26 protein-coding genes and 1 pseudogene are annotated in these 24,604 nt (G+C 73.1%); 15 read left to right on the top strand and 12 right to left on the bottom strand.

Annotation, left to right across the window (positions count from 1 at the left end; all coding sequences use genetic code 11):
• Positions 1 to 5 precede the first annotated feature (5 nt).
• Positions 6 to 722 carry a VOC family protein gene (locus tag CRYAR_RS21535; protein WP_035854163.1) on the top strand — a complete coding sequence of 239 codons (717 nt, stop codon included), beginning with the start codon at positions 6 to 8 and terminating at the stop codon, positions 720 to 722.
• A gap of 1 nt (position 723) precedes the next feature.
• A complete protein-coding gene (locus CRYAR_RS21530; RefSeq protein ID WP_051570758.1) occupies positions 724 to 1,644 on the top strand; it encodes an RNA polymerase subunit sigma-70 in 921 nt (306 codons plus the stop codon).
• A 3-nt stretch (positions 1,645 to 1,647) separates the two neighbouring features.
• On the opposite strand, the gene CRYAR_RS21525 is transcribed toward CRYAR_RS21530, so the two are convergent.
• A complete protein-coding gene (locus tag CRYAR_RS21525; RefSeq protein WP_035854157.1) occupies positions 1,648 to 2,211 on the bottom strand; it encodes a dihydrofolate reductase family protein in 564 nt (187 codons plus the stop codon).
• A 156-nt stretch (positions 2,212 to 2,367) separates the two neighbouring features.
• Here CRYAR_RS21525 and CRYAR_RS21520 point away from each other — a divergent pair, with 156 nt between their 5' ends.
• Genes CRYAR_RS21520 through CRYAR_RS21505 form a run of 4 tightly spaced genes read left to right on the top strand, consistent with a single transcriptional unit; the run spans position 2,368 to position 7,082 of the window.
• Complete coding sequence (locus CRYAR_RS21520; protein ID WP_035854150.1) at positions 2,368 to 3,450, top strand: homogentisate 1,2-dioxygenase; 1,083 nt, start codon at positions 2,368 to 2,370, stop codon at positions 3,448 to 3,450.
• Entirely contained in the window at positions 3,447 to 4,592 is a 1,146-nt protein-coding gene (locus CRYAR_RS21515; RefSeq protein WP_035854146.1) for an alpha/beta hydrolase, read from the top strand. The genes CRYAR_RS21520 and CRYAR_RS21515 overlap by 4 nt, the downstream gene beginning before the upstream one ends.
• Positions 4,589 to 5,752, top strand: coding sequence for an acyl-CoA dehydrogenase family protein (locus tag CRYAR_RS21510; protein WP_035854134.1), 1,164 nt, complete (start codon positions 4,589 to 4,591; stop codon positions 5,750 to 5,752). Before CRYAR_RS21515 ends, CRYAR_RS21510 begins: the two co-directional genes overlap by 4 nt.
• Entirely contained in the window at positions 5,745 to 7,082 is a 1,338-nt protein-coding gene (locus CRYAR_RS21505; RefSeq protein ID WP_035854123.1) for a phosphotransferase family protein, read from the top strand. The genes CRYAR_RS21510 and CRYAR_RS21505 overlap by 8 nt, the downstream gene beginning before the upstream one ends.
• 244 nt (positions 7,083 to 7,326) lie before the next feature.
• On the opposite strand, the gene add is transcribed toward CRYAR_RS21505, so the two are convergent.
• Positions 7,327 to 8,295, bottom strand: a complete 969-nt coding sequence (add, locus tag CRYAR_RS21500) for an adenosine deaminase (protein WP_035865682.1) — start codon at positions 8,293 to 8,295, stop codon at positions 7,327 to 7,329.
• 70 nt (positions 8,296 to 8,365) lie between these two features.
• Here add and CRYAR_RS21495 point away from each other — a divergent pair, with 70 nt between their 5' ends.
• From CRYAR_RS21495 to CRYAR_RS21485, 3 genes are all read left to right on the top strand, one after another.
• Complete coding sequence (locus CRYAR_RS21495; protein WP_035854112.1) at positions 8,366 to 8,608, top strand: hypothetical protein; 243 nt, start codon at positions 8,366 to 8,368, stop codon at positions 8,606 to 8,608.
• The gene (locus CRYAR_RS21490; RefSeq protein ID WP_035854102.1) at positions 8,605 to 9,045 is read left to right on the top strand and encodes a hypothetical protein; all 441 of its coding nucleotides are present in this window, start codon (positions 8,605 to 8,607) and stop codon (positions 9,043 to 9,045) included. Before CRYAR_RS21495 ends, CRYAR_RS21490 begins: the two co-directional genes overlap by 4 nt.
• A 74-nt stretch (positions 9,046 to 9,119) precedes the next feature.
• Positions 9,120 to 10,007 (top strand): DMT family transporter, encoded by an 888-nt coding sequence (locus CRYAR_RS21485; RefSeq protein ID WP_035854091.1) that lies wholly within the window; start codon positions 9,120 to 9,122, stop codon positions 10,005 to 10,007.
• Positions 10,008 to 10,081: 74 nt separating this feature from the next.
• Here the strand turns inward: CRYAR_RS21485 and CRYAR_RS21480 are convergent, their stop codons facing one another.
• Complete coding sequence (locus CRYAR_RS21480; protein WP_035865679.1) at positions 10,082 to 10,933, bottom strand: aldo/keto reductase; 852 nt, start codon at positions 10,931 to 10,933, stop codon at positions 10,082 to 10,084.
• A gap of 76 nt (positions 10,934 to 11,009) precedes the next feature.
• Here CRYAR_RS21480 and CRYAR_RS21475 point away from each other — a divergent pair, with 76 nt between their 5' ends.
• Complete coding sequence (locus CRYAR_RS21475) at positions 11,010 to 11,570, top strand: TetR/AcrR family transcriptional regulator (RefSeq protein ID WP_035854082.1); 561 nt, start codon at positions 11,010 to 11,012, stop codon at positions 11,568 to 11,570.
• Here the strand turns inward: CRYAR_RS21475 and CRYAR_RS21470 are convergent.
• The 3 genes from CRYAR_RS21470 to CRYAR_RS21460 all read right to left on the bottom strand — a co-directional run bounded on the left by CRYAR_RS21470 (position 11,560) and on the right by CRYAR_RS21460 (position 14,924).
• The gene (locus CRYAR_RS21470; RefSeq protein WP_035854073.1) at positions 11,560 to 12,675 is read right to left on the bottom strand and encodes an LCP family protein; all 1,116 of its coding nucleotides are present in this window, start codon (positions 12,673 to 12,675) and stop codon (positions 11,560 to 11,562) included. The two genes, CRYAR_RS21475 and CRYAR_RS21470, sit on opposite strands and share 11 nt — an antisense overlap.
• 315 nt (positions 12,676 to 12,990) lie before the next feature.
• Positions 12,991 to 13,728 carry a hydroxypyruvate isomerase family protein gene (locus CRYAR_RS21465; protein WP_035854060.1) on the bottom strand — a complete coding sequence of 246 codons (738 nt, stop codon included), beginning with the start codon at positions 13,726 to 13,728 and terminating at the stop codon, positions 12,991 to 12,993.
• A gap of 5 nt (positions 13,729 to 13,733) precedes the next feature.
• Entirely contained in the window at positions 13,734 to 14,924 is a 1,191-nt protein-coding gene (locus tag CRYAR_RS21460; protein WP_051570755.1) for a bile acid:sodium symporter family protein, read from the bottom strand.
• On the opposite strand from CRYAR_RS21460, the gene CRYAR_RS21455 reads away from it, so the two are divergent.
• Positions 14,925 to 15,692, top strand: coding sequence for an SDR family oxidoreductase (locus CRYAR_RS21455; RefSeq protein ID WP_245620489.1), 768 nt, complete (start codon positions 14,925 to 14,927; stop codon positions 15,690 to 15,692). It begins immediately after the preceding gene.
• 190 nt (positions 15,693 to 15,882) lie between these two features.
• On the opposite strand, the gene CRYAR_RS43435 is transcribed toward CRYAR_RS21455, so the two are convergent.
• From CRYAR_RS43435 to CRYAR_RS21440, 3 genes are all read right to left on the bottom strand, one after another.
• A complete protein-coding gene (locus tag CRYAR_RS43435) occupies positions 15,883 to 16,698 on the bottom strand; it encodes an alpha/beta fold hydrolase (protein WP_051570754.1) in 816 nt (271 codons plus the stop codon).
• 30 nt (positions 16,699 to 16,728) lie between these two features.
• Positions 16,729 to 19,101 carry a cytochrome c oxidase assembly protein gene (locus tag CRYAR_RS21445; protein WP_035854049.1) on the bottom strand — a complete coding sequence of 791 codons (2,373 nt, stop codon included), beginning with the start codon at positions 19,099 to 19,101 and terminating at the stop codon, positions 16,729 to 16,731.
• A 117-nt stretch (positions 19,102 to 19,218) separates the two neighbouring features.
• The gene (locus CRYAR_RS21440) at positions 19,219 to 19,974 is read right to left on the bottom strand and encodes an SAM-dependent methyltransferase (protein ID WP_051570753.1); all 756 of its coding nucleotides are present in this window, start codon (positions 19,972 to 19,974) and stop codon (positions 19,219 to 19,221) included.
• A 45-nt stretch (positions 19,975 to 20,019) separates the two neighbouring features.
• Between CRYAR_RS21440 and CRYAR_RS50845 the strand changes: the two are divergent.
• Positions 20,020 to 20,220: pseudogene (locus CRYAR_RS50845) on the top strand (HIT family hydrolase); the annotation flags it as partial.
• 100 nt (positions 20,221 to 20,320) lie between these two features.
• Here the strand turns inward: CRYAR_RS50845 and CRYAR_RS21435 are convergent.
• Positions 20,321 to 20,539, bottom strand: coding sequence for a helix-turn-helix domain-containing protein (locus tag CRYAR_RS21435; RefSeq protein WP_035854033.1), 219 nt, complete (start codon positions 20,537 to 20,539; stop codon positions 20,321 to 20,323).
• Positions 20,539 to 21,018 (bottom strand): DUF2975 domain-containing protein, encoded by a 480-nt coding sequence (locus CRYAR_RS21430; RefSeq protein ID WP_035854028.1) that lies wholly within the window; start codon positions 21,016 to 21,018, stop codon positions 20,539 to 20,541. Before CRYAR_RS21430 ends, CRYAR_RS21435 begins: the two co-directional genes overlap by 1 nt.
• A gap of 133 nt (positions 21,019 to 21,151) precedes the next feature.
• On the opposite strand from CRYAR_RS21430, the gene CRYAR_RS21425 reads away from it, so the two are divergent.
• Complete coding sequence (locus CRYAR_RS21425; RefSeq protein ID WP_035854019.1) at positions 21,152 to 21,700, top strand: hypothetical protein; 549 nt, start codon at positions 21,152 to 21,154, stop codon at positions 21,698 to 21,700.
• On the opposite strand, the gene CRYAR_RS21420 is transcribed toward CRYAR_RS21425, so the two are convergent.
• Positions 21,665 to 22,327, bottom strand: coding sequence for a TetR/AcrR family transcriptional regulator (locus CRYAR_RS21420; RefSeq protein ID WP_035854009.1), 663 nt, complete (start codon positions 22,325 to 22,327; stop codon positions 21,665 to 21,667). The genes CRYAR_RS21425 and CRYAR_RS21420 overlap by 36 nt on opposite strands.
• Before the next feature lie 63 nt (positions 22,328 to 22,390).
• Between CRYAR_RS21420 and CRYAR_RS21415 the strand changes: the two genes are divergently transcribed.
• Positions 22,391 to 23,215, top strand: coding sequence for an oxygenase MpaB family protein (locus tag CRYAR_RS21415; protein WP_035853996.1), 825 nt, complete (start codon positions 22,391 to 22,393; stop codon positions 23,213 to 23,215).
• A 132-nt stretch (positions 23,216 to 23,347) separates the two neighbouring features.
• Positions 23,348 to 24,517: a TetR/AcrR family transcriptional regulator gene (locus CRYAR_RS21410; RefSeq protein WP_084700782.1), complete on the top strand. Its 1,170-nt coding sequence runs from the start codon at positions 23,348 to 23,350 to the stop codon at positions 24,515 to 24,517.
• Positions 24,518 to 24,604 lie beyond the last annotated feature (87 nt).

Genomic DNA, 24,604 nt, shown 5'->3' with positions numbered 1-24,604 from the left:
GCGCCATGGCGCTGCGGCTCGTCCAGTTCAACCTCAAAGCACGCGACCACGCCGCACTCGGCCGCTTCTGGGCCGCCGCGCTCGGCTGGGCGGTGTTCAGCGGCCACGGCACCAGCGTCCGCCCGCCCGGCACCGGCTGGCCCGTCCCCGACCTGGTCGTCCTCGACCTGATCCCGGTCGAGGACCCCACGACCGTGCACGACCGCGCGCACCTCGAGCTCGCCACCACCTCCGCGGAGCACCACACCACCCTCGTCGCCCACCTGCAGACGCTCGGCGCGACCCCCACCGCCCACACCCACCCCGGCGCGACCGTGCTCGCCGACCCCGAAGGCAACGTGTTCTGCGTGCGCGGACCCGGAGCCCGGCCGGGGACCGGCCCGATCGCCGCCGTCGTCGTCGACTGCGCCGACCCCCACCGGCTGGCCCACTTCTGGAGCGAAGCCCTCGGCCGGCCCGCCGACACCGGCGCCGACCACGCCCGGCTCACCGGCGGCCCCGGCCCCGACCTGGAGTTCACCCGCCGCTCCCACGTCGGCGACACCCCCAACCGCCTGCACCTGGACCTGCTCCCCGACCCCCTCCACGGCCAGGCCCCCGAAGTCACCCGCCTGCACACCCTCGGCGCGACCCCGCTGGACGTCGGGCAACCCGCCGACGTGCCCTGGACGGTCCTCGCCGACCCCGAAGGCAACGAGTTCTGCGTCCTCGGCCCCGCCTGAGATGACCGACGAGGCCACCTTCGCGCGACGCATCGAGCCCTACCGGCGGGAACTGCAGGTGCACTGCTACCGGATGCTCGCCAACTACGACGACGCCCAGGACCTGACACAGGAGACGTTCCTGCGCGCCTGGCACAAACGCGACACGTTCCAGGGCCGCGCGGCCCTGCGCACCTGGCTGTACCGGATCGCGACCAACGCCTGCCTGGACTTCCTCGACAAACGCACCCCCGTGCCGTTCGACCTGACCCACCTGCAGCCCTACCCCGACCGGATGCTCCCCGAGGACCCGCAGGACGCCGCCGTGGCCCGGGAAACGATCGAGCTGGCGTTCGTCGTCGCCGTCCAGCACCTCCCGCCGCGGCAGCGGGCCGTGTTCATCCTGCGCGACGTCCTCGGCTGGCCGGCGCCGCGGACCGCAGACGCCCTCGCGCTGACCGTCGCCTCGGTCACCAGCGCCGTGCAGCGGGCCCGGGCGACGGTGCGCGGGCACCTGCCCGCACGCCGCCTCGACTGGCGCCGGCCCGCCACCCACGACCTGTCCGACGACGAGCGCGGCGCGGTGAAGGCCTACATCGACGCCCACGAACGCAACGACCTCGACGCCCTCACCGCGCTGCTCCGTCACGACCTGCGGTTCAGCATGCTGCCCGACCCGGCAACGGTGAGCGTCACCGCCCGCGACGCGGTGGACGGCTGGGTCGCCCACGGGCTCTTCCGGCCCGGCCACGACGACTGGCGCGGCCTACCCACGACGCTCAACCGCATGCCCGCCGCCGCGCTATACGCCCGCACCGCCGACGACCCGCGCCACCGCCTGTTCGCGGTCGCGGCCCTGCACGTCGTCGACGCCACGATCACCGAACTCACCGGATTCGACGCCACCGGCAAACCCTGGCTCGGCCTGCCCCCGGCCCTGTGAGCGTCACCGCCGGGTCTCGTAGCGGGTCAGCACCACCCCACCGGGGAACGTCCGCGTCTCCACCAAATCCAGGTTCACCCAGCTCCCCAGCGCCGGGAACATCGGCCGGCCCGCGCCGAGCAACACCGGCGCGGTCAGCAGCACGTACTCGTCGATCAAACCGGCCCGCGCGGCCGCCGCGCCCAGCGTCGCGCCGCCGATGTCCATCGGGCCACCGTCACCGGCCTTGAGCCGGGAGATCTCAGCGACCGCGTCCCCGCCGACCAGACGCGCGTTGCCCACGACCGCGCTCAGCGTCGAGGAGAACACCACCTTCGGCATCGCCCGCCAGCGGCGCGCGTACTCGGCGTGCGCCGGAAGGACACCGGGCTGCTGATCGGCGGTCGGCCAGTGCCCGTTCATCGCCTCCCACAGCCGGCGCCCGTACAACGCCAGCTCGGTCGCGGCCACCCGATCCGACCAGAACCCGAACAGCTCGTCGCTCGGCACGCTCCAGCCCAGGTCGTCGCCCGGCGCGGCGACAAAGCCGTCCACGCTCACGTTCATCCCGAAGATCAGTTTCCGCATCGTGCCAGCCTCTCGTGAGTCGATCGCACCCCTATAGACGGCCGCGGAGCGGAAACCTCATCGGTCCCGATCCAGTTGTGAACGGCGGTTTACTCACGCGGTCGGCTGTGGTTGCCTGAACCGGCCCGAACGGCCCGCAGCCAGGAGGAGCCCGCGATGGAGTCCTTCGTCCAACTACGACGCGGCACCACCCCCCGCCGCATCCACGCCGACCTCGACGGCCTCAAAGACGACGAACTCGGCCGCTCCGGCTTCACCGGCCGCACCGCGCACCTCTACCGGCGCCACGACCCCACCGCCTACCGCGTCGAAGGGCCCCTCGCCGGCACCGACCTGCCCCTCGGCGCCCTCCGCCCCGCCGACGCCACCGACCCCACCGCCACCCCCCTGGAACTGTTCACCAACCCCGACGTGCGCATCGCGGTCAGCGCCCGCACCCGACCGCACCCCTTCTACGTACGCAACGTCGACGGCGACGAACTGCACTTCGTCCACACCGGCACCGGAACGTTCGTCACCGAATTCGGTGACCTGCCCTACCGGCCCGGCGACTACGTGTACCTGCCCAAAGCCACCACCTACCGGCAGGTCACCACCGAACCCACCACCGCGCTCGTGCTCACCACCACCGACGAACTACGCACCCCACCCGCCGGTGCCCTCGGCCGCCACTTCCCGTTCGACCCCGCGCTGGTCACCATCCCCGAAGCCCGCGCCCTCGACGACGACGGCCGCGACGAATACGAAGTGCGCCTCTACCACCACGGCGGCCACACCAGCCTGTTCTACCCCCACGACCCCTGCGACGCCGAAGGCTGGCGCGGCGACAACTTCCCGTTCACGTTCAACATCGCCGACTACACCGTCATCACCGCCGAAGCCGTGCACCTGCCCCCCACCGTGCACCTGTTCCTGCAGGCCACCGGCGTCGCCGTGCTCAACTTCCTGCCCCGCAGAGCCGAAACCGTCCCCGGCACCGAACGCTACCCCTGGTACCACCGCAACGCCGACCACGACGAAATCGCGTTCTTCCACGGCGGCAGCGTCTTCGGCGTCGACGTCCCACCCGGGCTGCTCACCCACACCCCCCAAGGCCTCCACCACGGCGCCCCCGAAGCCGCCCGCGAACGCGCCCGCCGCCGCTTCGCCGACTACACCCGAGTCGAATGGCAGATCATCGCCGTCGACACCCGCCGGCGCCTCACCCCCACACCCGCGCTGCTGGCCGCACGCCCATGAACGGCCACTACGAACGCATCCCGTACCTGGTGGTGTTCCCCGACACCGCCACCCACCGCGACACCTACGGCGGCCCCGGACACCTCGTCGCGCTCGAAAGCTATCTGCTCAAACCCCCCACCCCCAGCGACACCGCGCTGATCTTCATGCACCCCATCGGCGGCGGCGCCTACCTGCCCATGGTCACCGCCCTCGCCCGCGCCGGACACCACGTCATCTACTGCGGCAGCCGCTACCGGGGCGTCGACTCCGCCCTGATCATGGAGAAAGTCGTCGAAGACCTCGGCGCGTGCGTCCGCGACGCCACCCGGCGCCTCGGCTACACCCGGATCGTGCTCGCCGGCTGGTCCGGCGGCGGCGCCCTCTCGCTGTACTACCAGCAACAAGCACTCCGGCCCACCGTCACCGCCCCACCCGGCGGCGGCCCACCCGACCTCACCACCCTCGACCTGCACCCCGCCGACGCCGTGCTGCTGCTCGCCGCGCACATCAGCCGCCACGGCACCCTCACCGAATGGCTCGACGCCTCCGTCCTCGACGAAACCGACCCCACCGCACGCGACCCCCACCTCGACCTCTACGGCCACCACGTCACACCCCCGTACAGCGACGACTTCCTCGCCACCTACCGCACCGCCCAGATCACCCGCAACCGGCGCATCACCACCTGGGTCCACGACCAACTCACCCGACTCGGCCCCGACGAAGAACGCGGCTTCGTCGTCCACGGCACCATGGCCGACCCCCGCTGGCTCGACCCCACGATCGACCCCAACGACCGCCGCCCCGGAACCTGCTACCTCGGCGACCCCCGCATCGTCAACAACTCACCCGTCGGCCTCGCCCGCTTCACCACCCTGCGCTCCTGGCTGTCGCAATGGAGCTACGACCACGCCCACGGCGACGGCATCCGCGCCGCCGCCGACGTCGGCGTCCCCACCCTCCTCATCGGCAACAGCGCCGACGACGCCTGCACCCCCAGCCACACCCACCGCCTCCACCAGGCCATCGCCCACCCCGACAAGACCCTCCACACCGTCCACGGCGCCACCCACTACTACGCCGGCCCCGACCAGCGCCCCCACCTGGCCGAAGCAGTCGGCGTCGTCAGCGACTGGCTGAACGAACGAGGTCTGGCATGAACATCCGCGCCGCAGTCAAAACCTTCATCAACGACGAAGTCATCCCCGCCGAACCCCAACTCAACGCCGCCCGCGGCGGCGAACCACTCCGCGAACTCAAAGACCGCGCCAAAGCCCACGGCCTGTGGGCCCTCGGCCACCCGGCCGAACTCGGCGGCGGCGGCCTCTCCTTCGGCGAATTCGTCCTCATCAACGAACACATCGGCCGCTCCACCTGGGGCCAGCTCGCCCTCGGCACCGTGTCCATGCAGGACTCCATCATGCTGCACCGCTTCGGCACCGACGACCAGAAAAAACGCTGGCTCGAACCCCTCGTCGCCGGCGACATCATGCCCAGCGTCGGCCTCACCGAACCCGAAGTCGCCGGCTCCGACCCCACCCTCATCCGAGCCACCGCCCACCCCGACGGCGACGACTGGATCGTCGACGCCCACAAATGGTTCACCACCGGCGCGTCCACAGCCGCGTTCACCACCATCTTCGCCCGCACCGAACCCGACGGCACCGACGCCCACAAAGCCCTCTCCGCGATCGTCGTCCCCGCCGGCACCCCCGGCTTCGAACTCGTCCGCGTCGTCCCCACCATGGGCAGCACCCACGGCGACCACTGCGAAATCCGCCTCACCGGCGTCCGCGTCCCCGCCGACCACCTCCTCGGCGAACGCGGCGGCGGATTCCACGTCGCCCAGATCCGCCTCGGCCCCGGCCGCATCTTCCACGCCATGCGCTGGCTCGGCCAAGCCCAACGCGCCTTCGAACTCATGCTCGACCGCGCCCGCACCCGCTACGCCCACGGCTCCACCCTCGGCGAGAAAGGCGAAATCCAGCGCTACATCGCCGAATCCGCCGCCGAAATCCAAGCCGCCCGACTCCTCGTCCTCGACGCCGCCGACGCCTATGACCACGACGGACGCGCCCGCGACCAGATCGCCATCGCCAAATTCTGGGTCGCGCGCGTCCTGCACGACGTCATCGACCGCGCCATCCAGGTCCACGGCGCCCTCGGCGTCACCGCCGACACCCCCCTCGAAGCGATGTACCGCGAAGCACGCTACGCACGCATCTACGACGGCCCCGACGAAGTACACCGCATGACCGTCGCCCGCCGCCTCCTCGCCGACGGCCGCCGCGCCCCCTGGCTGCGCGACACCGATGACTGACGTCCAAGACGCCCTCCGCGCACGCCTCTCCCACCTCTGGGGAGCACGCGTCACCACCGGCCCACCCCAACGCCTCACCGGAGGCGCCAGCCGCGAAACCCTCCGCATCACCGTGCACACCCGCGACCACACCCGCGACCTGGTCCTCCGCCGCGACCTCCTGCCCGGCGCCACCCCCGACGGCCTCGCCCGCGAAGCCGCAGCCCTCCGCGCCGCCGCAGCCGCCGGCGTCCCCGTCCCCACCGTCGTCGACGACGGCCCCACCCTCGCCGGACACCCCTACCTGCTCATGGGCCACGTCCACGGCGAAGCCCTCCCGCAACGCCTCCTGCGCGACGACACCTACACCGCCGTACGCACCACCCTCGCCGAAACCCTCGGCGCGCTCGCCGCCCGCATCCACACCATCGACCCCGACCGCATCCCCGGCCTCACCCACCCCGACCCACTCGACCTGCTCCGCGACCTCGCCGACGCCGACGACACCCCCCGCCCCGCCGTCGAACTCGCCCTCACCTGGCTCACCCACCACCGACCCGAACCCCGCCCCGCCACCGTCGTCCACGGCGACCTGCGCAACGGCAACGTCCTCATCGGCCCCGAAGGACTACGCGCCGTCCTCGACTGGGAACTGGTCCACCGCGGCGACCCCACCGAAGACCTCGGCTGGCTCTGCGTCAAAGCCTGGCGATTCGGCGCCGCCCCACCCGTCGGCGGCTTCGGCCCCCGCGACCACCTGCTCTCCGGCTACCACCGCATCGCCGGCTGGGCCCCCACCACCACCCAACTGCACTGGTGGGAGGTGTACGGCACCCTGCGCTGGGCGCTGCTCTGCCGCGTCCAAGCCCTCGGCTACCTCCACCGCACCCGCGACACCCTCGAACACGCCGTCATCGGCCGCCGCGTCTGCGAAGCCGAATACGACCTCCTGCTCGCCCTCGGCCACACCACCCCCCACCCCGCCGACGACGTGCTCCGCGCCCCCGCGCCACGCACCGACACCACCCCACCGCACGACGCCCCCGACGCCGGCCACCTCCTCACCGCCCTCGGCGACGCGCTCACCGCGGGGGAGTTCGGCGACACCTACACCACCCGCGTCGCCGCGAACGCCCTCAAGATCGCCCGCCGCGAAATCCTCCTCGGCCCCACCCTCGCCGAACGCCACAGGCAACGCCTCACCCACCTCGGCCTCCCCGACGACGCCGCGCTCGCCGCCGCCGCCCGCGCCGGCGACACCAGCCCCGCGCTCACCACCGCCATCGCCGACACCCTGCGCGACAAACTCCTCGTCGCCAACCCCCGTTACCTCGGCCAACCCGCCGACTAGGGGAGCCGGTACTCTCAGCCGCCCGGGCAGCCGTTGTCGCTGCCGCTGTGCTCCTGGCACGGGAAATACGTCGGGCGGGGCGGCGGCTGGTGACGCCGCCGCTCCACCTCCCGAGCCGTGCCGTCCAGAACGCCGCGAGACCCAGCCGGTGGGAGAGCACGACACCGGCACCCTATTCGGCCTGCTCCGGACGCGGCGTACGGCAACCCCGTGGAGAACCGGCAGGCGCGGGCGTCGAACCCGGCTAACCCGCGAGCCAGCCCTCGATCCCCGCACGCAGACGCTCCTTCACCGCCACCGGCGCGAACGACGCATCCACCCCCGCACGCGCCAACGCCGCCAACTCCCCATCCGACGCCCCGAACACCGCACGCACCCGCGAAAACTCACCCGTCAACGTCGCACCGACTACCGACGGCACATCCGTGTTCAGCGTCACCGCCAACCCCGCCGACACCAACCGCGGCAACGGATGCTCCGCCCACGACCCCACGAACCCCAACGCCACGTTCGACGACGGACACACCTCCAACGCCACACCCGCATCACGCACCGCCGCCACCAACGACGGATCCTCCACCACCCGGAACCCGTGCCCCAGCCGCCGCGCGTGCCCCACCGTCAACGCCTCCCGCACCGACGACGCCCCACACGCCTCCCCGGCGTGATGCACCAACCGCACCCCCGCCTCCCGGGCCTCATCACACACCCCCGCGAACGGCGCCAGCGGATACGACTCCTCACCCGCCACCCCGATCGCCACCACCTCCGGATGCGACACCGCCAACGCCAGCGTCGCCCGCATCCGCGACACCGCCCGCCGCCGCGAATGATCCAGCACCACCCGCACCACCACCCCGTGCGCCGCCGCACCCGCACGCAACCCCGCCAGCACCGCCTCCAACGGCATCACCGGATCACCCAGACGCTCACCGTGCGCCGCCGCCGTGAACGTCACCTCCACATACCCCACACCCTGCGCCGCCTCGTCCGCGCAGAACTCCTCGGCCACCCGCACAAAATCCGCCGGCTCACGCAAACACGAACGCACCACATCCCCGTACGCCGCGAACGCCGCGAACCCGTCGAACCGCGCCACCGCCGGCACCACCACCCCGTGCGCCGCCGCCAACTCCGCCAGCGTCCCCGGCCGGATCGCCGACTCCAGATGCACATGCAGATGCGCCTTCGGTAACACCCGAAGATCACGCACGGCGCCCCACCAACCCCACCACATACGCCACCAATTGCCCGACGGAGTATGACACCGCTACCCTGAAAGTGTGACCAAGCGGATCACCATCAGCGTCCCCGACGACGTCGCCGCCCACCTCGAAGGCGTCGGCGCCCGCCGCGTCTCCGGCTACGTCACCGACGCCATCCGCCACCTCGCCCGCCGCGAAGAACAACTCCGCCAACTCGACGAAGTCTTCGCCCGCACCGGCAACCCCCAACCACCCGACCGCGAACGCGCCGAACGCTTCCTCGACCACGTCGCCGCCTGGAAGAACACCCAACGCGCGTGACCGGCGCCCGCACCCTCAGCCAGGTCGGACTCATCTTCGACCACCACCCGCTGACCGCCTACGCCACCAGCAAAGACCTCCTCGCGCCCTCGCTCGTCGCCTCCATCCTCGAACGCGGCCAAGCCATCGCCGTCAGCCCCCTCGTCCTCGCCGAGGCCTACTGCGGCTTAGACCACGGCGAAGCCGACGTCCTCGACCTCCTCACCGGCGGCGCACTCGCCGCCGCGCTCCTCGTCGAACCCTTCGACGGCGCCGCCGCCCGCCTCCTCGGCCGCGACAGCGCCCCCACCCTCTCCGGCAGCGGCGGACACCGACCCACCCTCGCCACCCTCCACACCGCCCAACTCGCCCTCCGCCACTCCGCCGGCGTCGTCACCGGCGAACCCGCACCCCTGCGCAAACTCCTCGGCAGCGACTGGCCACTACTCCAGGTCTGACAACAAACCCCAGCCGCCAGCCACCCGGCCGAAACCCGCCGGACCACCACCCCGCCACGCCCTACCGTCGACCCGTGACCGCCACCCAAGACACCACCCGGGCCCAGCAGCTCCGCACCGCCGCCGCCATCACCTTCACCGTCCTCGCCTGGGCCTCCGCCTTCATCGGCGTCCGCTGGGTCGGCCAGCACTACACCGCGGGTCCCCTCGCCTTCGGCCGCCTCGCCGTCGGCACCCTCGCGCTCGGCGCCACCCTCGCCGCCACCCGCCGCTGGACCCCACCCACCCGGCGCGAATGGCAACTGATCCTGCTCTGCGGCATCACCTGGTTCGGCATCTACAACCTCGCCCTCAACGAAGCCGAACGCCACGTCGACGCCGGCACCGCCGCCATGCTCGTCAACCTCGGCCCCATCCTCATCGCGCTCTTCGCCGGCCTCCTGCTCAACGAAGGCTTCCCGCGCTGGCTGCTCATCGGCGCCGCCGTCGCCTTCACCGGCGTCGTCCTCATCGGCGTACCGTCCGCCCGCGACAGCCACCGCGACGCCCTCGGCGTAGCGCTCCTGCTCGTCGCCGCCGTCACCTACGCCATCGGCGTCCTCGCCCAGAAACCCACCCTCCGGCGCCTCTCCGCCCTCCAGGTCACCTGGCTCGCCTGCACCATCGGCACGCTCACCTGCCTGCCCTGGGCACCCGCCTTCGCCCGCCAGCTCACCGAAGCACCGCTCGACGCCACCCTCGGCCTCGTGTACCTCGGGCTCGTCCCCACCGCGCTGGCCTTCGGCACCTGGGCCTACGCCCTCGCGCGCACCGACGCCGGGCGACTCGGTCTGACCACCTACGTCGTCCCGCCGCTCACCGTCCTCGGCGGATGGATCGCCCTCGACGAGACCCCCGCGGGTCTCGCGCTCGTCGGCGGAGCCGTGTGTCTGCTGGGGGTCGGCCTCTCCCGGCGGCGCTGAACGGCCAAAGACAGTAAGCGTCGCCGTCGGTTGCTTTTCGCAGGTCGACGCGTGTGTTCGAGCGTATGGGCTTGTTATTCCAGAGTAGGGAGCGCGATGTTCTCTTCCAGGTGGGCCACGGACGCGGTGCCGGGGATCAGCAGCACGTTCGGTGCGTGGTACAGCAGCCACGCCAGGCCGTACTGCGAGGGGGTGCAGGAGCGCGCGGCGGCCTGCTCGAGCACACCCGGGTCGTCGGTCACCTTGGGCCGGCCCGGGAAGGCGCCGCCGAGGGGGAAGTACGGCACCCAGGCGATGCCCTCCTCGGTGCAGAGGCGGAGGATGTCCTCGTCGTCGCGGTCCACGAGGCTGTAGAGGTTCTGCACGCAGACGAGACCGGCCGGCAAGGCCCGGCGCACGGTGGCGAGCGAGGCGCCGCTGAGCCCGATCGCGCCGATCACACCCTCCTCGCGCAGCGCGACCAGGGCCGCGAGCTGGTCGTCGACGTCGACGATCTGGTCGGCGTCGGCCCGGATGCCGGGTCCGCGGTCGTTGAGCCGGCGCAGGTTCACCACCGGGATCCGGTCGGTGCCGAGGGCGCGCAGGTTGGCGTGCACGCTCGCGCGCAGCTCGTCGGGCTTCTGGGCGGGCCGGAGCGGGATCTCGCCGCCGGGGTGCGGGTCGGCGCCGACCTTGGTGACGACCGTGACGCCGTCGTCGGGGCCGTAGGCGTCGCGGATGAGTTCGTTGACGAACCCGTCGCCGTAGAACTGGGCGGTGTCGACGTGGGTCACGCCGAGTTCGCGGGCGCGCCGCAGGAGGCCGATCGCGGCGTCGCGGTCGCCGCGGAGGCGCTCGAGTTGCATCACGCCGTAGCCGATCCGGGAGACGGTGAGGTCGCCGAGGCGGCCCGGTCCGCCGGCGTGGGGGGAGACGGTCGTGGTCATGGAGCGCTCCGGTCCGTAGGATCCACAGAAGCGGAGGTGCCTCCGCTACACCGACCGTACCGGAGGTCCCTCCGCTTTGCCCACCGCCAAGAAACCCCGCACCGACGCCCTGCGCAACCGCGACACGATCCTGCGCGCCGCCCGCACCGCGTTCGCCGCCGCCGACGGCCCGGTCGCGCTCGAACACATCGCGCGCGACGCCGGCGTCGGCATCGGCACCCTCTACCGGCACTTCCCCACCCGCGACGACCTCGTCGAAGCCGTCTACGCGGCCGAACTCGACGAGGTCGCCGACAGCGCCACCACGCTGCTGCGCGACCTGCCACCCGACGCCGCCCTGCGCGCCTGGCTCCAGCGCTACGCCGCGTTCGTCGCGACCAAACGCGGCCTGGCCGAAACCCTCCGCGCCGCCCTGACCACCGGCCGCATCGCCCAGCCGGTGACCCGCCGGCGCATCACCGCCGCCGTCGCCGCGATCCTGGCCCGCGGCGGCGAGACCGGCACGCTGCGCACCGACGTCGACCCCGAGGACGTCGTCGTGCTGGCCCTGGGCGCGTTCGCCACCGGCCCGGGCGACCCCGGCCGCACCGAGCGGCTCATCGCGCTCGTGCTCGACGCGGTCCGGGTCAGGTCGTAGGCGTCACCCAGGTCGGGTTCGCGGCCACGAAGTCGTCCATCCGGTCGTCGTTCATCGCCCGCAGCAGGTCCATGCTCGTGTCGCTGAGCCGCTCGTACCAGATGCCGTTGACCACCTCGGCGTTGAACTTCCCGCCATTGGTCTTGACCATCGTCAGCTGGTCGGGCTTGATGCCCTTGAGCGTGAACACCCAGTCGGTGATCGACACGTCGTTGTTGTAGAACGTCAACGCGTCGCCGAGCGAGCCCAGCACCTTGCTGATCTTCGTCGGGCTGGAGATCACGCCACCCGACGTCGCCTTCTGCATGATCGCCTTGATCAGCTGCTGCTGGTGACGCTGACGGCCGTAGTCACCGTCGTTGTTGGCCAGCAGGTCACGCTGCCGGGCGTAGTCCAGCGCCTGCCAGTCCTTGAACTCGTGGCAGCCCGGCCAGTACACCTGCGGCCGCATGTTCTCCCGCCGACCGGCCGGGGTGCCGTCGTCGTTGATGTAGTACGGGACCCCCACCTCGCCGGTCTGCGTGTTCCAGCCGACGTGGATCGAGGTCACCTTCTCGTCGACGCACATCCGCACGCCGCCGAGCGCGCGGACCACCCCGCGCAGGCCCTCGAAGTTGATGATCGCCGCCCCGTCGAACTTCATGCCGCCGGCCAGGTCGCTGACCGTGTTCGCCAGCAGCTCCATGCCCTTGGACTTGCCGCCGCCGGAGCGGAACCCGAACTGGAACGCCGCGTTGATCTTGTCCTGCCCACCCGGGTACCGGGTGTCGGGGAACTCCGGGATGTCGACGAGGCTGTCCCGCGGGATCGACGCCAGGTACGCCTTGGTGTGGTCGGCGTTCACGTGCACGACGATGATCGAGTCCGCACGGATGTTGTCGGGGGCGTCCGGGCGCTCGTCGGTACCGATCAGCAGCAGGTTCAGCGGCCCGTCGATCGAGTGGCCCTGGTCGGCGGCGTCACCCAGCCCGCCCTTCCGCGTGATGTCGCCGGTGTAGTGGTCCACCGCCGCCGGCAGCCCCACCAGCACCCCGGCGCTGAAGATCGTCAGCAGCGCACCGATCGCGACCGCCAGCCACATCCAGCGGGGCGCGCCGCGCCACATCCCGGTGCGCCGGGGCGCGCCGGGAACGCGCGGCGGGACACCGCCGGCTCGGACGGCTCGCTCCGGTGCGTCCTCGTCGGTCGTGCCGACGCGCTCCGGCGAGCCGAGCTCGGTCAGCGCTCGGCCTTCCGCGTGCGGGCCGCCCGGACGTGCCGCAGACGCATCAGCAAACCTCTTTCACCCGAATGAGCACACGGTACGGATCGCGCGCCACTTCAGCCGTTGCCGCGCGGTCGCCTATTCAATCGTGCCGGACTCCCCCGATGCGGATCTTTTGGGGTGCGTAGGGTTGGTGTCGCGGGTATGGGCTTGTTATTACAGCGGAGCGTACTCGTCGGCGACGAGGCCCCGGTAGCCGAGTTCGGTGAGCAGCGCGAGGTGCGCGGCGATCGGGATCCGCCCGGTGCCCGGGCGGTGCCGGCCGGGGTGGTCGGCGATCTGGACGTGGGCGATGCGGTCGACGTGCGCGCGCAGCGTCCCGGCGACGTCCTGGTCGTTGGCGGCGAGGTGGTAGAGGTCGGCGAGGAGCCCGACGCCGCCGCCCACCCGGTCGATCACGGCCGCGGCCTGGTCGGCGGTGCGCACCGGGTAGTCGGGGCGGGTGCCGGAGAGCGGTTCGAGCAGCGGTACCGGGATCGTCTCGCGCAGGTACGCCAGGTTCGCCGCGGCGGTGTCGTCCTGCGCGGCCCCGGTGACCCCGTCGAGGCGCTCGCCGTAGAGCACGTTGTGCAGGCGGCAGCCGAGTTCGCGGTCGATCCGGGCGACGCTCTCGGCGTTCTCGCGGACCTCGCTGACGCGGTGCGGGTGCGACAGGATGCCCCGCTCCCCCGCGGCGAGGTCCCCGCCGAACGTGTTGAGCGCGACCAGCCGCACACCGGCGTCGTGCAGGGCGTCGGCGAGGCGGCGCAGTTCGGCGTCGGACGCGACCGGCCCGGCGAACGGCCACCAGAACTCCACCGCCGGGTAGCCGTCCCGGGCGGCCGCGGCGGGGGTCTCCCACCACGGCCGGTCCGGGTACCGGATCGAACAGTTGACGACGGTCGCGGTGAGCATGCCGCTCAGGCTCGCACGTCCCCGGCCGGGCGGCGGGACCAGTAGTTGGCCAGCATCGAGCCGGTCAGGTTGCCCAGCGGGCTGAACACGGCCGCCGCGAGCCCCGCCGTGCCGAGCAGCCCCAGCGACGCGGCCAGGCCGGTGGCCATGCCGCCGTTCTGCATGCCCACCTCGAACGTCGTGGTGCGGGCGGCCGCGCGGTCCAGCCCGAGCGCGCGGGCACCCCAGTACCCGAACGCGTACCCGGTGAGGTTGTGGACCAGGCCGACGATCACCAGCGTGACGCCGACGTCGAGCAGCGCGTCGCGGCCGGCCGCCGTGGTGACCGTCGTGTAGTACAGGATCCCGGCCATCGAGACGTAGGGCAGGACCCGCGCGACCGGCGGCCGGCAGCGGACGAGCGCGGCGTACCCGTCGGCGACCAGGACCGCGGCGGCGAGCCGGGCGAGGGCGACGTGGTGGTCCCCGGTGAGCGCGAGGACCAGGCCGGCGGCGGCGAGCACCGCGGCGCCGTGCCCGACGAGCCGTACGCGGCGCGGTGCGGTCCCGAGGTACTGCACGAGCAGCGCCGCGGTCACCGGCACCAGCGTCAGCTGCAGGACGTCGAACGCCATCGCGACCACGTCGACGTCGACGACGCGGCCGCCGAGCAGCCGCACCAGCAGGGGCGTCGCCAGCGGCGCGACGAGCGTGGAGAGCGCGGTGATGGTGACCGCGAGCCCCAGGTCGGCCCGGGCCAGCAGGCTCATCGCGGTCGACGCCAGGCCGCTGGACACACAGCCGTAGAGGACGACGCCGAGCTCGATCTCCGCCGGCAGGTCGGTGACCGACACCAGCGCGAACGCGCCGAACGGCATCACCAGGTAGTGGCCGAGCAACCCGACCGGCAGGCCCTTCGGGTGGCGGACGACACCGGTGAAGTCGCTGAGCTGCGCCCGGGTGGCCAGGCCGAACATCACCACTTGGACGACCGTCGTCAGCACGACGCCGTCGGCGAGCCGGACACCGCCCCAGCGCTCGAACGCTCCCGGGTAGGCCAGCGCGGCCGCCACGCCGGCCGCGATCCAGGCCGGGTACTGGTAACCGGCCAGGCGCCGCAGCGCACCCGGCCCGACGGCAGCGCCCGCCGCCGGCCGTAGATGCGACGATGGGTCGCGACGCGCGGGCACCGGGCCGGCGTGGACCGGAGGTGGCACGTGCCCGACACCGACCTCGCCGGCACCACCGACGTCGCCATCGTCACCGAGGTCGCCGTGGTGACCGGGGGCGGCAGTGGCATCGGCCGCGCGGCGGGGATCGCGCTGGCCGCCGCGGGCTACCACGTGGTCTTCGCGGGGCGCACGGCCTCCACTCTCGCAGAGTCGGTCGCGCTGGCCGGTTCGGGGTCCGCGCACGTCCTGGACGTCACCGACCGGGCCGCCGTGGACGCGTTGTTCGACGGGCTCGGACGGCTCGACCTGCTGGTCAACAGCGCGGGGGTCTTCAGCGCGCAGCAGCCGGTCGCCGAGACGTCCGACGAGGGCTGGGACGCGTCGCTGGCGATCAACGTCACCGGCAGTTTCCTCACCGCCCGCGCCGCGTTCCGGGTGATGGCCGCCCAGCAGCCGCGCGGCGGGCGGATCCTCAACCTCGGGTCGGTCTCGGCCCAGGTGCCCCGGCCGCAGGCCACGCCGTACACCGTCAGCAAGCACGCGGTGACCGGGCTGACCCGGTCGCTCGCGCTCGAGGGCCGCGACGTCGGCATCGCCGTCGGCCAGCTGGACGTGGGCAACGCGGCCACCGCGATGACGCAGGGACTGCAGGTCGGGGCGCTGCAGCCGGACGGCTCCCGCCGGGCCGAGGCCGCGTTCGACGTCCGGCACGTCGCGGAGACGATCGTGTTCCTGGCCGGGCTGCCGCTGAGCGTCAACGTGCCGTTCATGACCGTGATGGCCACCGCGATGCCGCTCCTGGGGCGCGGCTGATCGCGGGTCGATCGACGTCGGATGCTGTTGGACCGATGTCTGTTTCCGGTCGGTCGTGATCGGTCTCGTCGTTGTTGTTCCGTTGGCGCACGGGGCTGGATTAGCGTCTCTCCCCGAGGCCGGCAACGGCGCCGGTCTCACCAGCGCGCGGCCCCGGCAACGGCGCCGGGGCAGCGCGGCTGGGTAGGGCCTAGGCGGGCAGGGGCGCGGCCGGGGCCGGGAGGAGTTCGGCCAGGACGCCGGCCAGCTGCTCGGGGTTGCTCAGGTAGGCGTCGTTGCTGCCGGGGATCGTCATGACCTCGATCTGCGGCACGGTGGCCAGCGCGCCGCGAACCCAGTCGAGGTAGGCCAGCCAGACCAGGCCCAGCTCCGCCGGGAGCACGTCGGCGAGGTCGGACTCGGAGCTGAGCAGCACGACCGTCGGCGCCAGGACCGCGCCGTGCAGCGCGAGCACGTCGAGGTCCTCGACCGCGCGCAGGGCCTGGCTCAGCGTCGCGGGGACGTCCTGCAACGCGGCCGCGAGGAACGCGGAGAACTCCGCGACGCGGGCCGCGGGGTCGTCGTCGGGCAGCGACGCGAGCTGCTCGGGGCGCGTCGGATTGCCGTAGCCGTCGATGCTGACGGCGAGCGGGCACTCCGGGTGCGCGCCGGCCCAGAACGCGGCGATCGCCCCGCCGAGCCCGCGGCCGACGACGGCCGGCCGGTCGAGATCGAGGGCGCGGGCCACGGCCTCGAGATCGGCGACGACCGCGGGCCACGACCAGTCGCCGGCACCGGAGCGGCCGTGCCCGCGCGGCTCGACCACGACCGGCCGGTACCCGAGACCGCGGAGCAGCGCGGCGGCCGCGTCCCATTCGTCGGCGGTGCCGCGGGCACCGGGGACGAGCAGGACGTCGCCGCTCCAGCCGCCGTCGCCGAGGCGGGGGTGACGGCCGTGGTCCCGGACGCCGAGGGGCGTCCCGGCGGCCACGATCAGGTCAGCGGGCGCGAGCCCCAGGTCGGTCATGCCTCTTACTGTCCCGACGCTGTCGACCGGTTATTCCCCGGCGGCGCGGGACCGGGCGCGTGCCTTCCGGCGCGTCACGGAGGCGGCGGACAGGCGGTCGGCGGCGATCGCGAGGAGCACCAGGGCGGGGGCCGCGGCCAGGAGGACGCCTCCGACGGCCTGGTCCGCGGCGGCGGTGCGGCTCCCCCACGGCCAGGGCAGCGGTAGCACCCGCAGCAAGCCGATCCACCAGTCGGCCGCCACGACCCCGACCACCGTCGCCAGCATCCCCCCGGCGACCACGGCGGCGACCGCGGCCCCGGCGGCCAACCCGGCCCGGGTGAGGTCGGAGCGGCGCCCGGCCGGCCGCGGATCGGGCCCGGTCAGCCACCAGAACAGCAGCGAGCCGCAGCCCAGGAGGTACGCCTGCACGGCCAGGTCGATCGCGTAGGACCAGCGCGTGGCCTCGAACACCCCGGTGAAGTAGATCCCGGCCAGACCGAGCACCCACAGCCCCACGACCGTCCCCGGCGCCGTGAGCACCCGCACCCCACGAGAGCGCAGCGCACCCACCAGCCACTCCCGCGGCCCGGCCACGTCCGGCGTGCCGGGCGTGGGGCGGGCGGCTCGCGGTAGGGCACGCAGGGCGAGGGTGATCGGGGCGCCGCGGGAGAGCAGGAACGGCGCGACCACGGCGAGCAGCACGTGCTGGATGATCGTGACGCTGAAGAACACCGGCGCGTACCGGCCGACCCCGCTGCTGGTGGCGACCACGACCACGCCCACCCCGGCGAACCACGCCACCGCGCGGCCGGCCGGCCGGGACACCCCGGCGCGACGCGCGCGGACCAGCAGCCCGGCGTAGCCCCCGGCCAGCGCGGCGCAGACCAGCAGGAACAGCACGTCCGGGCGCCAGTCCGACGCGAGCTGCGCGAACGACACCGACGGCGGAAGGTCGAACCCGAGCATCTGGACGCCCGGCGACTCGTGGTGGATGCCCTCGCCGGACTCCAGCGGCGACGGCGTCCGGGCGATCGCCGCCGAGAGACCGACGAGCGCGCCGAGCACGGTCAGCTCGAGCGAGGCGAACCGGACGAACGGCCCCGGTAACCCCCGGCCGAGCGCGGGCACGGTCTGGGTGGACCGCCACCGCGCGATCGCCCCGGCGACCCCGAACGCCCCGAGCGAGAGCACGACCAGGTACCCGTACGCACTGTCGAGTCCGGTGTCGGAGGGGCCGAGCACGACCATCGCCGACAGCCCGATCGACGCGACGCCGAGGACCACGCTCACCAGGGCGACCGGCCCGAACCGCCGCGCCGCCACCAACACCGCCTCCGGCACCGCGCTCCGCCCCGCCGCGGTCCCGGTGCCCCCCGCCAGACCGAGGCCGGCCGCATCCGGGCCGGCCTCGGTCTGACCGGACACGGTCGGGCCGTGCGGGCCGGACTGGCCGGACACGGGCCGGCCGGACACGGGCCGGCCGGGTGCTGCGGGTGGGACGCGGTCGCGGGCGGCGCGGAGGAGGAGGGCGGCGAGGGCGCCGAGCCAGACCGTGACGGCCAGGGTCTCCAGCGCGGACGCGGCGATCGCGGTGCGGTGGTCGGCGGTCGGGACCGCGGACTCGACGAACGCCGGGGGCAGCACGCCGAGCAGGGCGACGAGCAACGCACCGGCCGGGGAGCGGCGGCACAGCGCGGTCGCGGCGAGCGCGGCCACCACCGTGCACAGTCCGGCCTGACCGGCGGCGGTGCGGAAGCCCAGGTTGCCGAGCGCCTCGGCCCCGAGGATTCCGCTGACCGGCACACCGCGGATGTCGGAGAGCGTGAACAGCCAGATCGCGACGGCGGCGACGGACCACACGGCCGCCGCGACGCCGGCGATCCGCCGGTGGAGACCGGCCACCGCCGCGCCACCGCTTGGCGACGGGCCCCACAGCACCGCGGCGAGCAGGTTGCCGATCACGAGCGCGGCCGCGAACTGGGCCACGACCTCGGTGAGCGGCAGGCCCCAGCCGGTGAGGGCACCGGGGTCGGGCAGGCCCGGGCTCACCGACCGCCCGGCACCGCCGCCGTACGCCAGCCCGGCCAGCGCGACCAGGAGCGCGACCGCCCCGGCCTGGGCGACGAGCTGACCCGCCTGCTTCGGGGTGGGCACCACCTCGCCCGGTCCGACCCGGCGCACCCGGCGCACCGGCCGCCGCGCCCTCCCGAGGTCGTCGTCCTCGAGACTGTCGTCCTCGAGATCGTCCTCGGACAGCGCGTGTGCGCCGTGGGCCTCGTCACCGGACCCGCTTCCGTCCGAGTCCGACGCGCCGCCGCCCCGAGCCGCGTCGGGCGGCGGGACGGTGGGGTCGTCGGGCGGGATGTCGGTGGTCGGCTCCTCGGGGAGAACGGACGAGCGGCGAGGTGTGGCGTGCCCCATGCTTCCTCTACGGTCCCGGGATGTTCCGCGTTCAATCCGGCTCGCAGCTTAGGGCTCGTTTCCCGGTGCGGGCCCGCCGTGGTCGTCCGGGACGGGCCGCCGGCCGGCCGAATGGCACTAGACGGCTTTGCGGCCGACGGCGCAGTACTGGTCGACCTCCGCGCCGTCCGACCGCCACCGGGTCACCGGCACCACGCCGGGTTCCACCAGGTCGAGGCCGTCGAAGAGCGCGGCGATCCGCTCGACGCTCCGCAGGTGGTACTTCGGGTTCGCGGAGAGGTTCCAGATCCGGACGGCCTCGGTGTTGGCCTCGCTGGTGTCGCTGCCGTCGTACATCGCGAAGTAGCTGCCGGGGGCGAGCACGTCGAGGAGCCCGTGGACGATCGCGGCGGCCTCGGCGTCCGACTCGACGTGCCCGAGCACACCCATCAGGAACAGCGCCACCGGCCGGTCGAGGTCGAGCGTGCGGGCGGCTCCGCCCAGGATCGCCGCCGCGTCGCGCATGTCGGCCTCGAGGTAGTCGGTGGCGCCCTCCGGGGTGCTGGTGAGCAGCGTCCGGGAGTGCGCGGCGACCATCGGGTCGGAGTCGACGTACACGACCCGGGCGGCCGGGTCGACGGCCTGCGCCACCTCGTGGGTGTTGCTGGCGGCCGGCAGGCCGGAGCCCACGTCGAGGAACTGGGTGACCCCGGCCTCGCCGGCGAGGTAACGAGCGGCCCGGTTGAGGAAGGCGCGGGAGAGCCGGGCGTTCTCCGCCAGTTGGGGCATGCCCTGGACGATCTGGTCGCCCACCGCGCGGTCGGCCGGGTAGTTGTCGGAGCCGCCGAGCAGGTAGTTCCAGATCCGGGCGGTCTGCGGCGTGTGCGTGTCCATTGTGGTCACCCTACGGCGGGCGGCGGTCTGCTATCACCGGGAGGCATGGATCGGCTCGAGGCCGCCGAGCGCGGCGAGAACCCGGCCGTGCTCGGCCGCATGCGCACCGGCTGGGCGGTCATCGGCGACACCCAGCACCTGCCCGGGTACTGCCTCCTGCTCTACGCCGGACCGGCCGACCACCTCACCGATCTGCCGCGGGCCCGCCGGGCCGAGTTCCTGTTCGACCTGTCCCTGCTGGGCGAGGTCGTCGCCGCCGAGGCCGGGCCGGGGTTCCGCCGGCCGTCACGCGGCCCTCCAGCTGGCCCTGTCGCGCCGCCTGGCCGCCGTCACGTCCGGCGCGTACTCATGACGCTTCCTCGTCGTCGATCCATTCGAGCAGGTCACCGGGTTGGCAGTCGAGCACGCGGCACATCGCCTCCAGGGTGCTGAACCGCACCGCCTTCGCCCGGCCGTTCTTCAGCACCGCCACGTTCGCCGGGGTCAGCCCGACCCGCTCGGCGAACTCCCCCACGCTCATCTTCCGCTTGGCCAGCTCGACGTCGATCCGGACGACGATCGCCATCAGATGACCGCCTCCATGTCCGACCGCAGCGTGGTCGCCTGACGCAGCAGCGCGCGCATCACGACGACGAGCAGCCCGAGCACGGCCACGCCCACCAGGAGCAGGAACAGCAGCAACGGCAACCCGGGGTCGGTCGCGTTGAAGCCGACGTAGAGGAACACGCCCAGCAGCACCACCCACCCGGCGCCGATCGCCCGGACGATCAGGGTGACCCAGGTGAACGAGTCCTCGCTGAAGATGCGGTCGCGGCGCACCCGGGCGAGCAACTGCCAGATCGACACGATCACGACCTGGACGCACAGCACCCAGAACACCGTCACCGCGGTGGCCGGCCAGCGCAGATACGCCATGTCGGGATCCTCTTCGGCCAGGTGGGCGAACTGGCCCGGCAGCGACATGGTCTGGAACAGCACCAGGATCCCGAACAGCACGACGAGAAAGGCGCGCAGGGCGGCGATCACTCGACTCTCAGTCAACATAGATCGAAGATCGCGCACTACCTATCGAAAGTCAATAGACACCGGGCCCGTCTCGCGCGTGGCGACACGCCCGCGTTAGGAGGACTTAGTGCTAAATATCTGACTCGATGTGTCCCGGCGTCGAGGAGGCGAAATGTTCACCTACGCGATCGCAGCGGCGTTAGCAACCGCGGTGGCCGCCCGGACGAGCGTCGAACCCGTCCGGAACCGGCGCTGGCGGTGGCTGGCCGCGATCACCCTCACCAGTGGATTCGCCACCGTGCTGGCGGTGCGGGCCCTGCAGCACGGGCACCCGCCGGCGCTGGTGGTCGCGCTCACCGCCACCGTCGCGTACGTCACCTGGCCGCTGCTGTGCCGGCCGACGACCCGTCCGCACTGGACGGTGGCGGCGGTCGCGGCGAGCGTCGGGCTGATGTTCGTCGGATACGGCGCCACCGTCGTGCTCACCAGCGGGTGGCTCTGGGGCGACATCGCGCTGGCGTTGATCGGGCTCGCGATCGTCGGGGTGGCGAGCGTCGCCTGGGGCATCGTCGGCAGCCTGTGGTTGCGTCACCGGGCTCACCTGGATGCCGTGACCAGGGCCGTTCCGCTGCCGACGGCCGCCACCGCGATCGCCGCGCTGCCGCTCGCGGCCCCGCCGAGGGCGCTACCCGCGGGCCGCCCCGCCCTCGCCGACGCGTGAGTCGGCCCGCTCGCCCGCCAGCGCGAGGAACAGCCCGGTGCAGTGCTCGGTGAGCTCGTCCGCGCCGAGGTCGAGCACGCCGTCCAGCCAGGACGTCAGCACCTGCGCCACTCCGCCCACCAGCAGTTCGGCGGCGACGTCGAGCCGTGGCGTCCGCGCGACGCCGTAGAACCCGCGCACCTGCGCGGTCAGCAGGTCGACGAACCAGCGCGTCGACTCCGCGCGCCGCGCGGCCACCACCGGGCTCGCGCCCAGCGACCGGGAGAACAGCAGCCGCCCGCGCCGCGGGTCCTCGGCGATGTTCCCGATCAGCGCGGCGAGCCCGGCGCGCGTCCGCTCCCGGGCCGTGCGGGGCGCGCCCTCCAGCGCGGCCAGCACGTCCGCGCCGAGGTCGGCGACCACACCGTCGTAGACCGCGGCGGTCAGCGCGTCCCGATCGGCGAAGCTCTCGTAGAAGTACCGGGCGGTGAGCCCGGCGTGCCGGCACACCCCGCGGACGGTCAGCTCCCCCGGCCCGGTCGGCGACCCGAGCAGTTCCAGTCCGGCCGCGAGCAACGCCGCACGCCGCTCAGCCGCGCGGTCGACGCCCGTGACCCCGCCGTACGTGCGCAGCGCACCGTCCTCCATGGCGCACATCTTGACACGTCTGTCACGCTATCTGAGAACGCATGTTATCAGAATGGAGGCACCGTGACGTCCACTGAGCCGGCGACGACGGACTTACGCCGGATCGTCCACGGCGCCGGCCTCCTGGCCGCCGCGGCGAACGTGATCATGCAGCTGGCGCACCCGGCCGTCGGCTACGGCGTGCACGAGAGCAGGGTCGAGAGCGGACGGCTCTTCGACCACCCGGTCAAACGCACCCGCACCACGCTGTCCTACCTGGCCGTCGCGATGCTCGGCACCGAGGCGGAGAAGGACGCCTACCGGGCCGCGGTCGCGGTCGCCCACCGGCAGGTGTATTCCACCGCCGCCAGCCCGGTGCGTTACTCCGCGATGGACCCGCGCCTCCAGCTCTGGGTGGCCGCCTGCCTCTACCGCGGGTTCGAGGACACCTACGCCACCCTCGGCTACACCCTCACCCCCGAGGAGGCCGCCGACGTGTACCGCCGCTGCGCCGCGCTCGGCACCACCCTCGAGGTGCGCGCGCACTTGTGGCCGCCCGACCGCGCGGCTTTCCAGCGCTACTGGGACGCGGAGCTGGCCGCGGTGCACATCGACGACACGATCCGCGAGCACCTGCTGGCCGTGGTGCGCTCGGACTGGTTGCCCCGCCCGCTGCGCGCCCCGTTCGTCCCGCTGAACACGTTCATCACCACCGGCTTCCTTCCGCCCGAGTTCCGGGCCGAGATGCGGCTGGACTGGGACGAGCGGCGCCAGCGGCGCTTCGAGACGACGATGCGCACGATCGGGCGGCTCTCCCGGTGGCAGCCCGCGGTCGTGCGCGAGTTCCCGTTCAACTACCTGTTGTGGGACGTCAAGCGCCGGATCCGGCGCGGGAAGCCGCTGATATGAGCGAGGTCGCTCGCCGCGACGATCGGCCTCCGGGTACTTTCAGTGCGGCACTGATTAGCACGAGCACCGGAGGACGACACGGACGCGGCACAGCCGACGCCAACCAAGCGTCCGAAGAACCGGAAGGCCCAGATCGCCCTGGCCGCGGCCGAGCTCTTCTGCGCGCGCGGCTACCACGGCGTCGGCGTCGACGAGATCGCCGGCGCGGTCGGCATCACCGGGCCCGCCATCTACCGGCACTTTCCGAACAAGTACGCGATGCTCGTGCACGCCACCCGGGAACTGACGGTCACGATCCGCGGCACGGTCGACCGCGCCCTGGCCGAGTCCACCGACCCGCGCGAGAAGCTCGACCACGTGCTCGACGCGCTGGCGACGCTCAGCGTCGAGCAGCGGCGGGTGGGCGGGCTGTACCAGTGGGAGAACCGGTACCTGGAGCCCGAGCACCGCGCCGAGTTCCGGGACGGCCTCAACACGCTGATCGGACGCATCGCCGAGCCGCTGGGCGCGATCCGTCCCGAGCTGCCGCCCCGCCTGCCCCGGCTGCTGACCCGGGCGGCGTTCAGCGCGCTGGCGAGCCCGGCCACGCACCGGGCCCCGATCTCACGCAGCCGCGCGGTGGACCTGCTGCGCCGGGCCGGCTGGGCACTGCTCACGGCCGAGGTTCCCGCCGTTCCGCCGGCCGCCGCGCCCGCGAACTCCCCCGCCCGGGGCACCCCCGCCGGGGACCCCCGCACCGCCCGCCAGCAGGACGTCCGCCGCGAGGCCGTGCTGGCCACCGCGATCCGGCTCTTCCACCAGCACGGGTACCACGCGGTGGGCATGGAGGACATCGGCAAGGCGTCCGGCCTGCACGCCTCCAGCCTGTACCGGTACTTCCCGAGCAAGGCCGACCTGCTCGCCGCCGCGTACCACCGGGCCGCCGAGCAGGTCACGTCGAACACGACCGCGTCGCTGGAGGCCGCGGCGACCGACGAGGAGGGCCTGCGCCGGCTGGTCGAGGGTTTCGTCGACCTGACCTTCGGCCAGCGCGACCTGGTCGCGGTGTACCTGGCCGAGAACAACAACCTGCCCGACCGGGACCGGCACGAACTGCGCAAGATCCAACGGCTCCAGGTCGACGAGTGGGTGCGCCTGCTGGTGGGGGTCCGGCCCGGCCTGGCGGCGTCCGAGGCGCGGATCCTCGTGCACGCGGCACTGAACCTCGTCACCGACCTGGGTGGCGCGACCGACCCGTCCCCACCGGACTCGTACCGCCCCCTGGTGGCCTCGCTGGCCCTGGAGTGCATGCGTCGCGCCTGACGTCGGCGGCAAAGCCTTTTTTCGTGCCCTCCGAAGTTAACCGTGGTTTACAGTCTCGTCAGCACCTCCACCCAGGCCAGCGCCGGC

It is taken from the genome of Cryptosporangium arvum DSM 44712 (genome assembly GCF_000585375.1).
Lineage (GTDB): Bacteria > Actinomycetota > Actinomycetes > Mycobacteriales > Cryptosporangiaceae > Cryptosporangium > Cryptosporangium arvum.
This window is presented reverse-complemented; position numbering and strand designations above follow the sequence as displayed.

Bases quoted from the DNA above. Each gene is read 5' to 3' on its own strand.
- CRYAR_RS21425 (WP_035854019.1), top strand. From the start codon at position 21,152: ATGTTCACCTACGCGATCGCAGCGGCGTTAGCAACCGCGGTGGCCGCC.
- CRYAR_RS21510 (WP_035854134.1), top strand. From the start codon at position 4,589: ATGAACATCCGCGCCGCAGTCAAAACCTTCATCAACGACGAAGTCATC.
- CRYAR_RS21505 (WP_035854123.1), top strand. From the start codon at position 5,745: ATGACTGACGTCCAAGACGCCCTCCGCGCACGCCTCTCCCACCTCTGG.
- CRYAR_RS21535 (WP_035854163.1), top strand. From the start codon at position 6: ATGGCGCTGCGGCTCGTCCAGTTCAACCTCAAAGCACGCGACCACGCC.
- CRYAR_RS21470 (WP_035854073.1), bottom strand. From the start codon at position 12,675: ATGTGGCGCGGCGCGCCCCGCTGGATGTGGCTGGCGGTCGCGATCGGT.
- CRYAR_RS21445 (WP_035854049.1), bottom strand. From the start codon at position 19,101: ATGGGGCACGCCACACCTCGCCGCTCGTCCGTTCTCCCCGAGGAGCCG.
- CRYAR_RS21520 (WP_035854150.1), top strand. From the start codon at position 2,368: ATGGAGTCCTTCGTCCAACTACGACGCGGCACCACCCCCCGCCGCATC.
- CRYAR_RS21530 (WP_051570758.1), top strand. From the start codon at position 724: ATGACCGACGAGGCCACCTTCGCGCGACGCATCGAGCCCTACCGGCGG.
- CRYAR_RS21435 (WP_035854033.1), bottom strand. From the start codon at position 20,539: ATGGCGATCGTCGTCCGGATCGACGTCGAGCTGGCCAAGCGGAAGATG.
- CRYAR_RS21465 (WP_035854060.1), bottom strand. From the start codon at position 13,728: ATGCTCACCGCGACCGTCGTCAACTGTTCGATCCGGTACCCGGACCGG.
- CRYAR_RS43435 (WP_051570754.1), bottom strand. From the start codon at position 16,698: ATGACCGACCTGGGGCTCGCGCCCGCTGACCTGATCGTGGCCGCCGGG.
- CRYAR_RS21440 (WP_051570753.1), bottom strand. From the start codon at position 19,974: ATGGACACGCACACGCCGCAGACCGCCCGGATCTGGAACTACCTGCTC.
- CRYAR_RS21420 (WP_035854009.1), bottom strand. From the start codon at position 22,327: ATGGAGGACGGTGCGCTGCGCACGTACGGCGGGGTCACGGGCGTCGAC.
- CRYAR_RS21480 (WP_035865679.1), bottom strand. From the start codon at position 10,933: ATGACCACGACCGTCTCCCCCCACGCCGGCGGACCGGGCCGCCTCGGC.
- CRYAR_RS21525 (WP_035854157.1), bottom strand. From the start codon at position 2,211: ATGCGGAAACTGATCTTCGGGATGAACGTGAGCGTGGACGGCTTTGTC.
- CRYAR_RS21430 (WP_035854028.1), bottom strand. From the start codon at position 21,018: ATGTTGACTGAGAGTCGAGTGATCGCCGCCCTGCGCGCCTTTCTCGTC.
- CRYAR_RS21515 (WP_035854146.1), top strand. From the start codon at position 3,447: ATGAACGGCCACTACGAACGCATCCCGTACCTGGTGGTGTTCCCCGAC.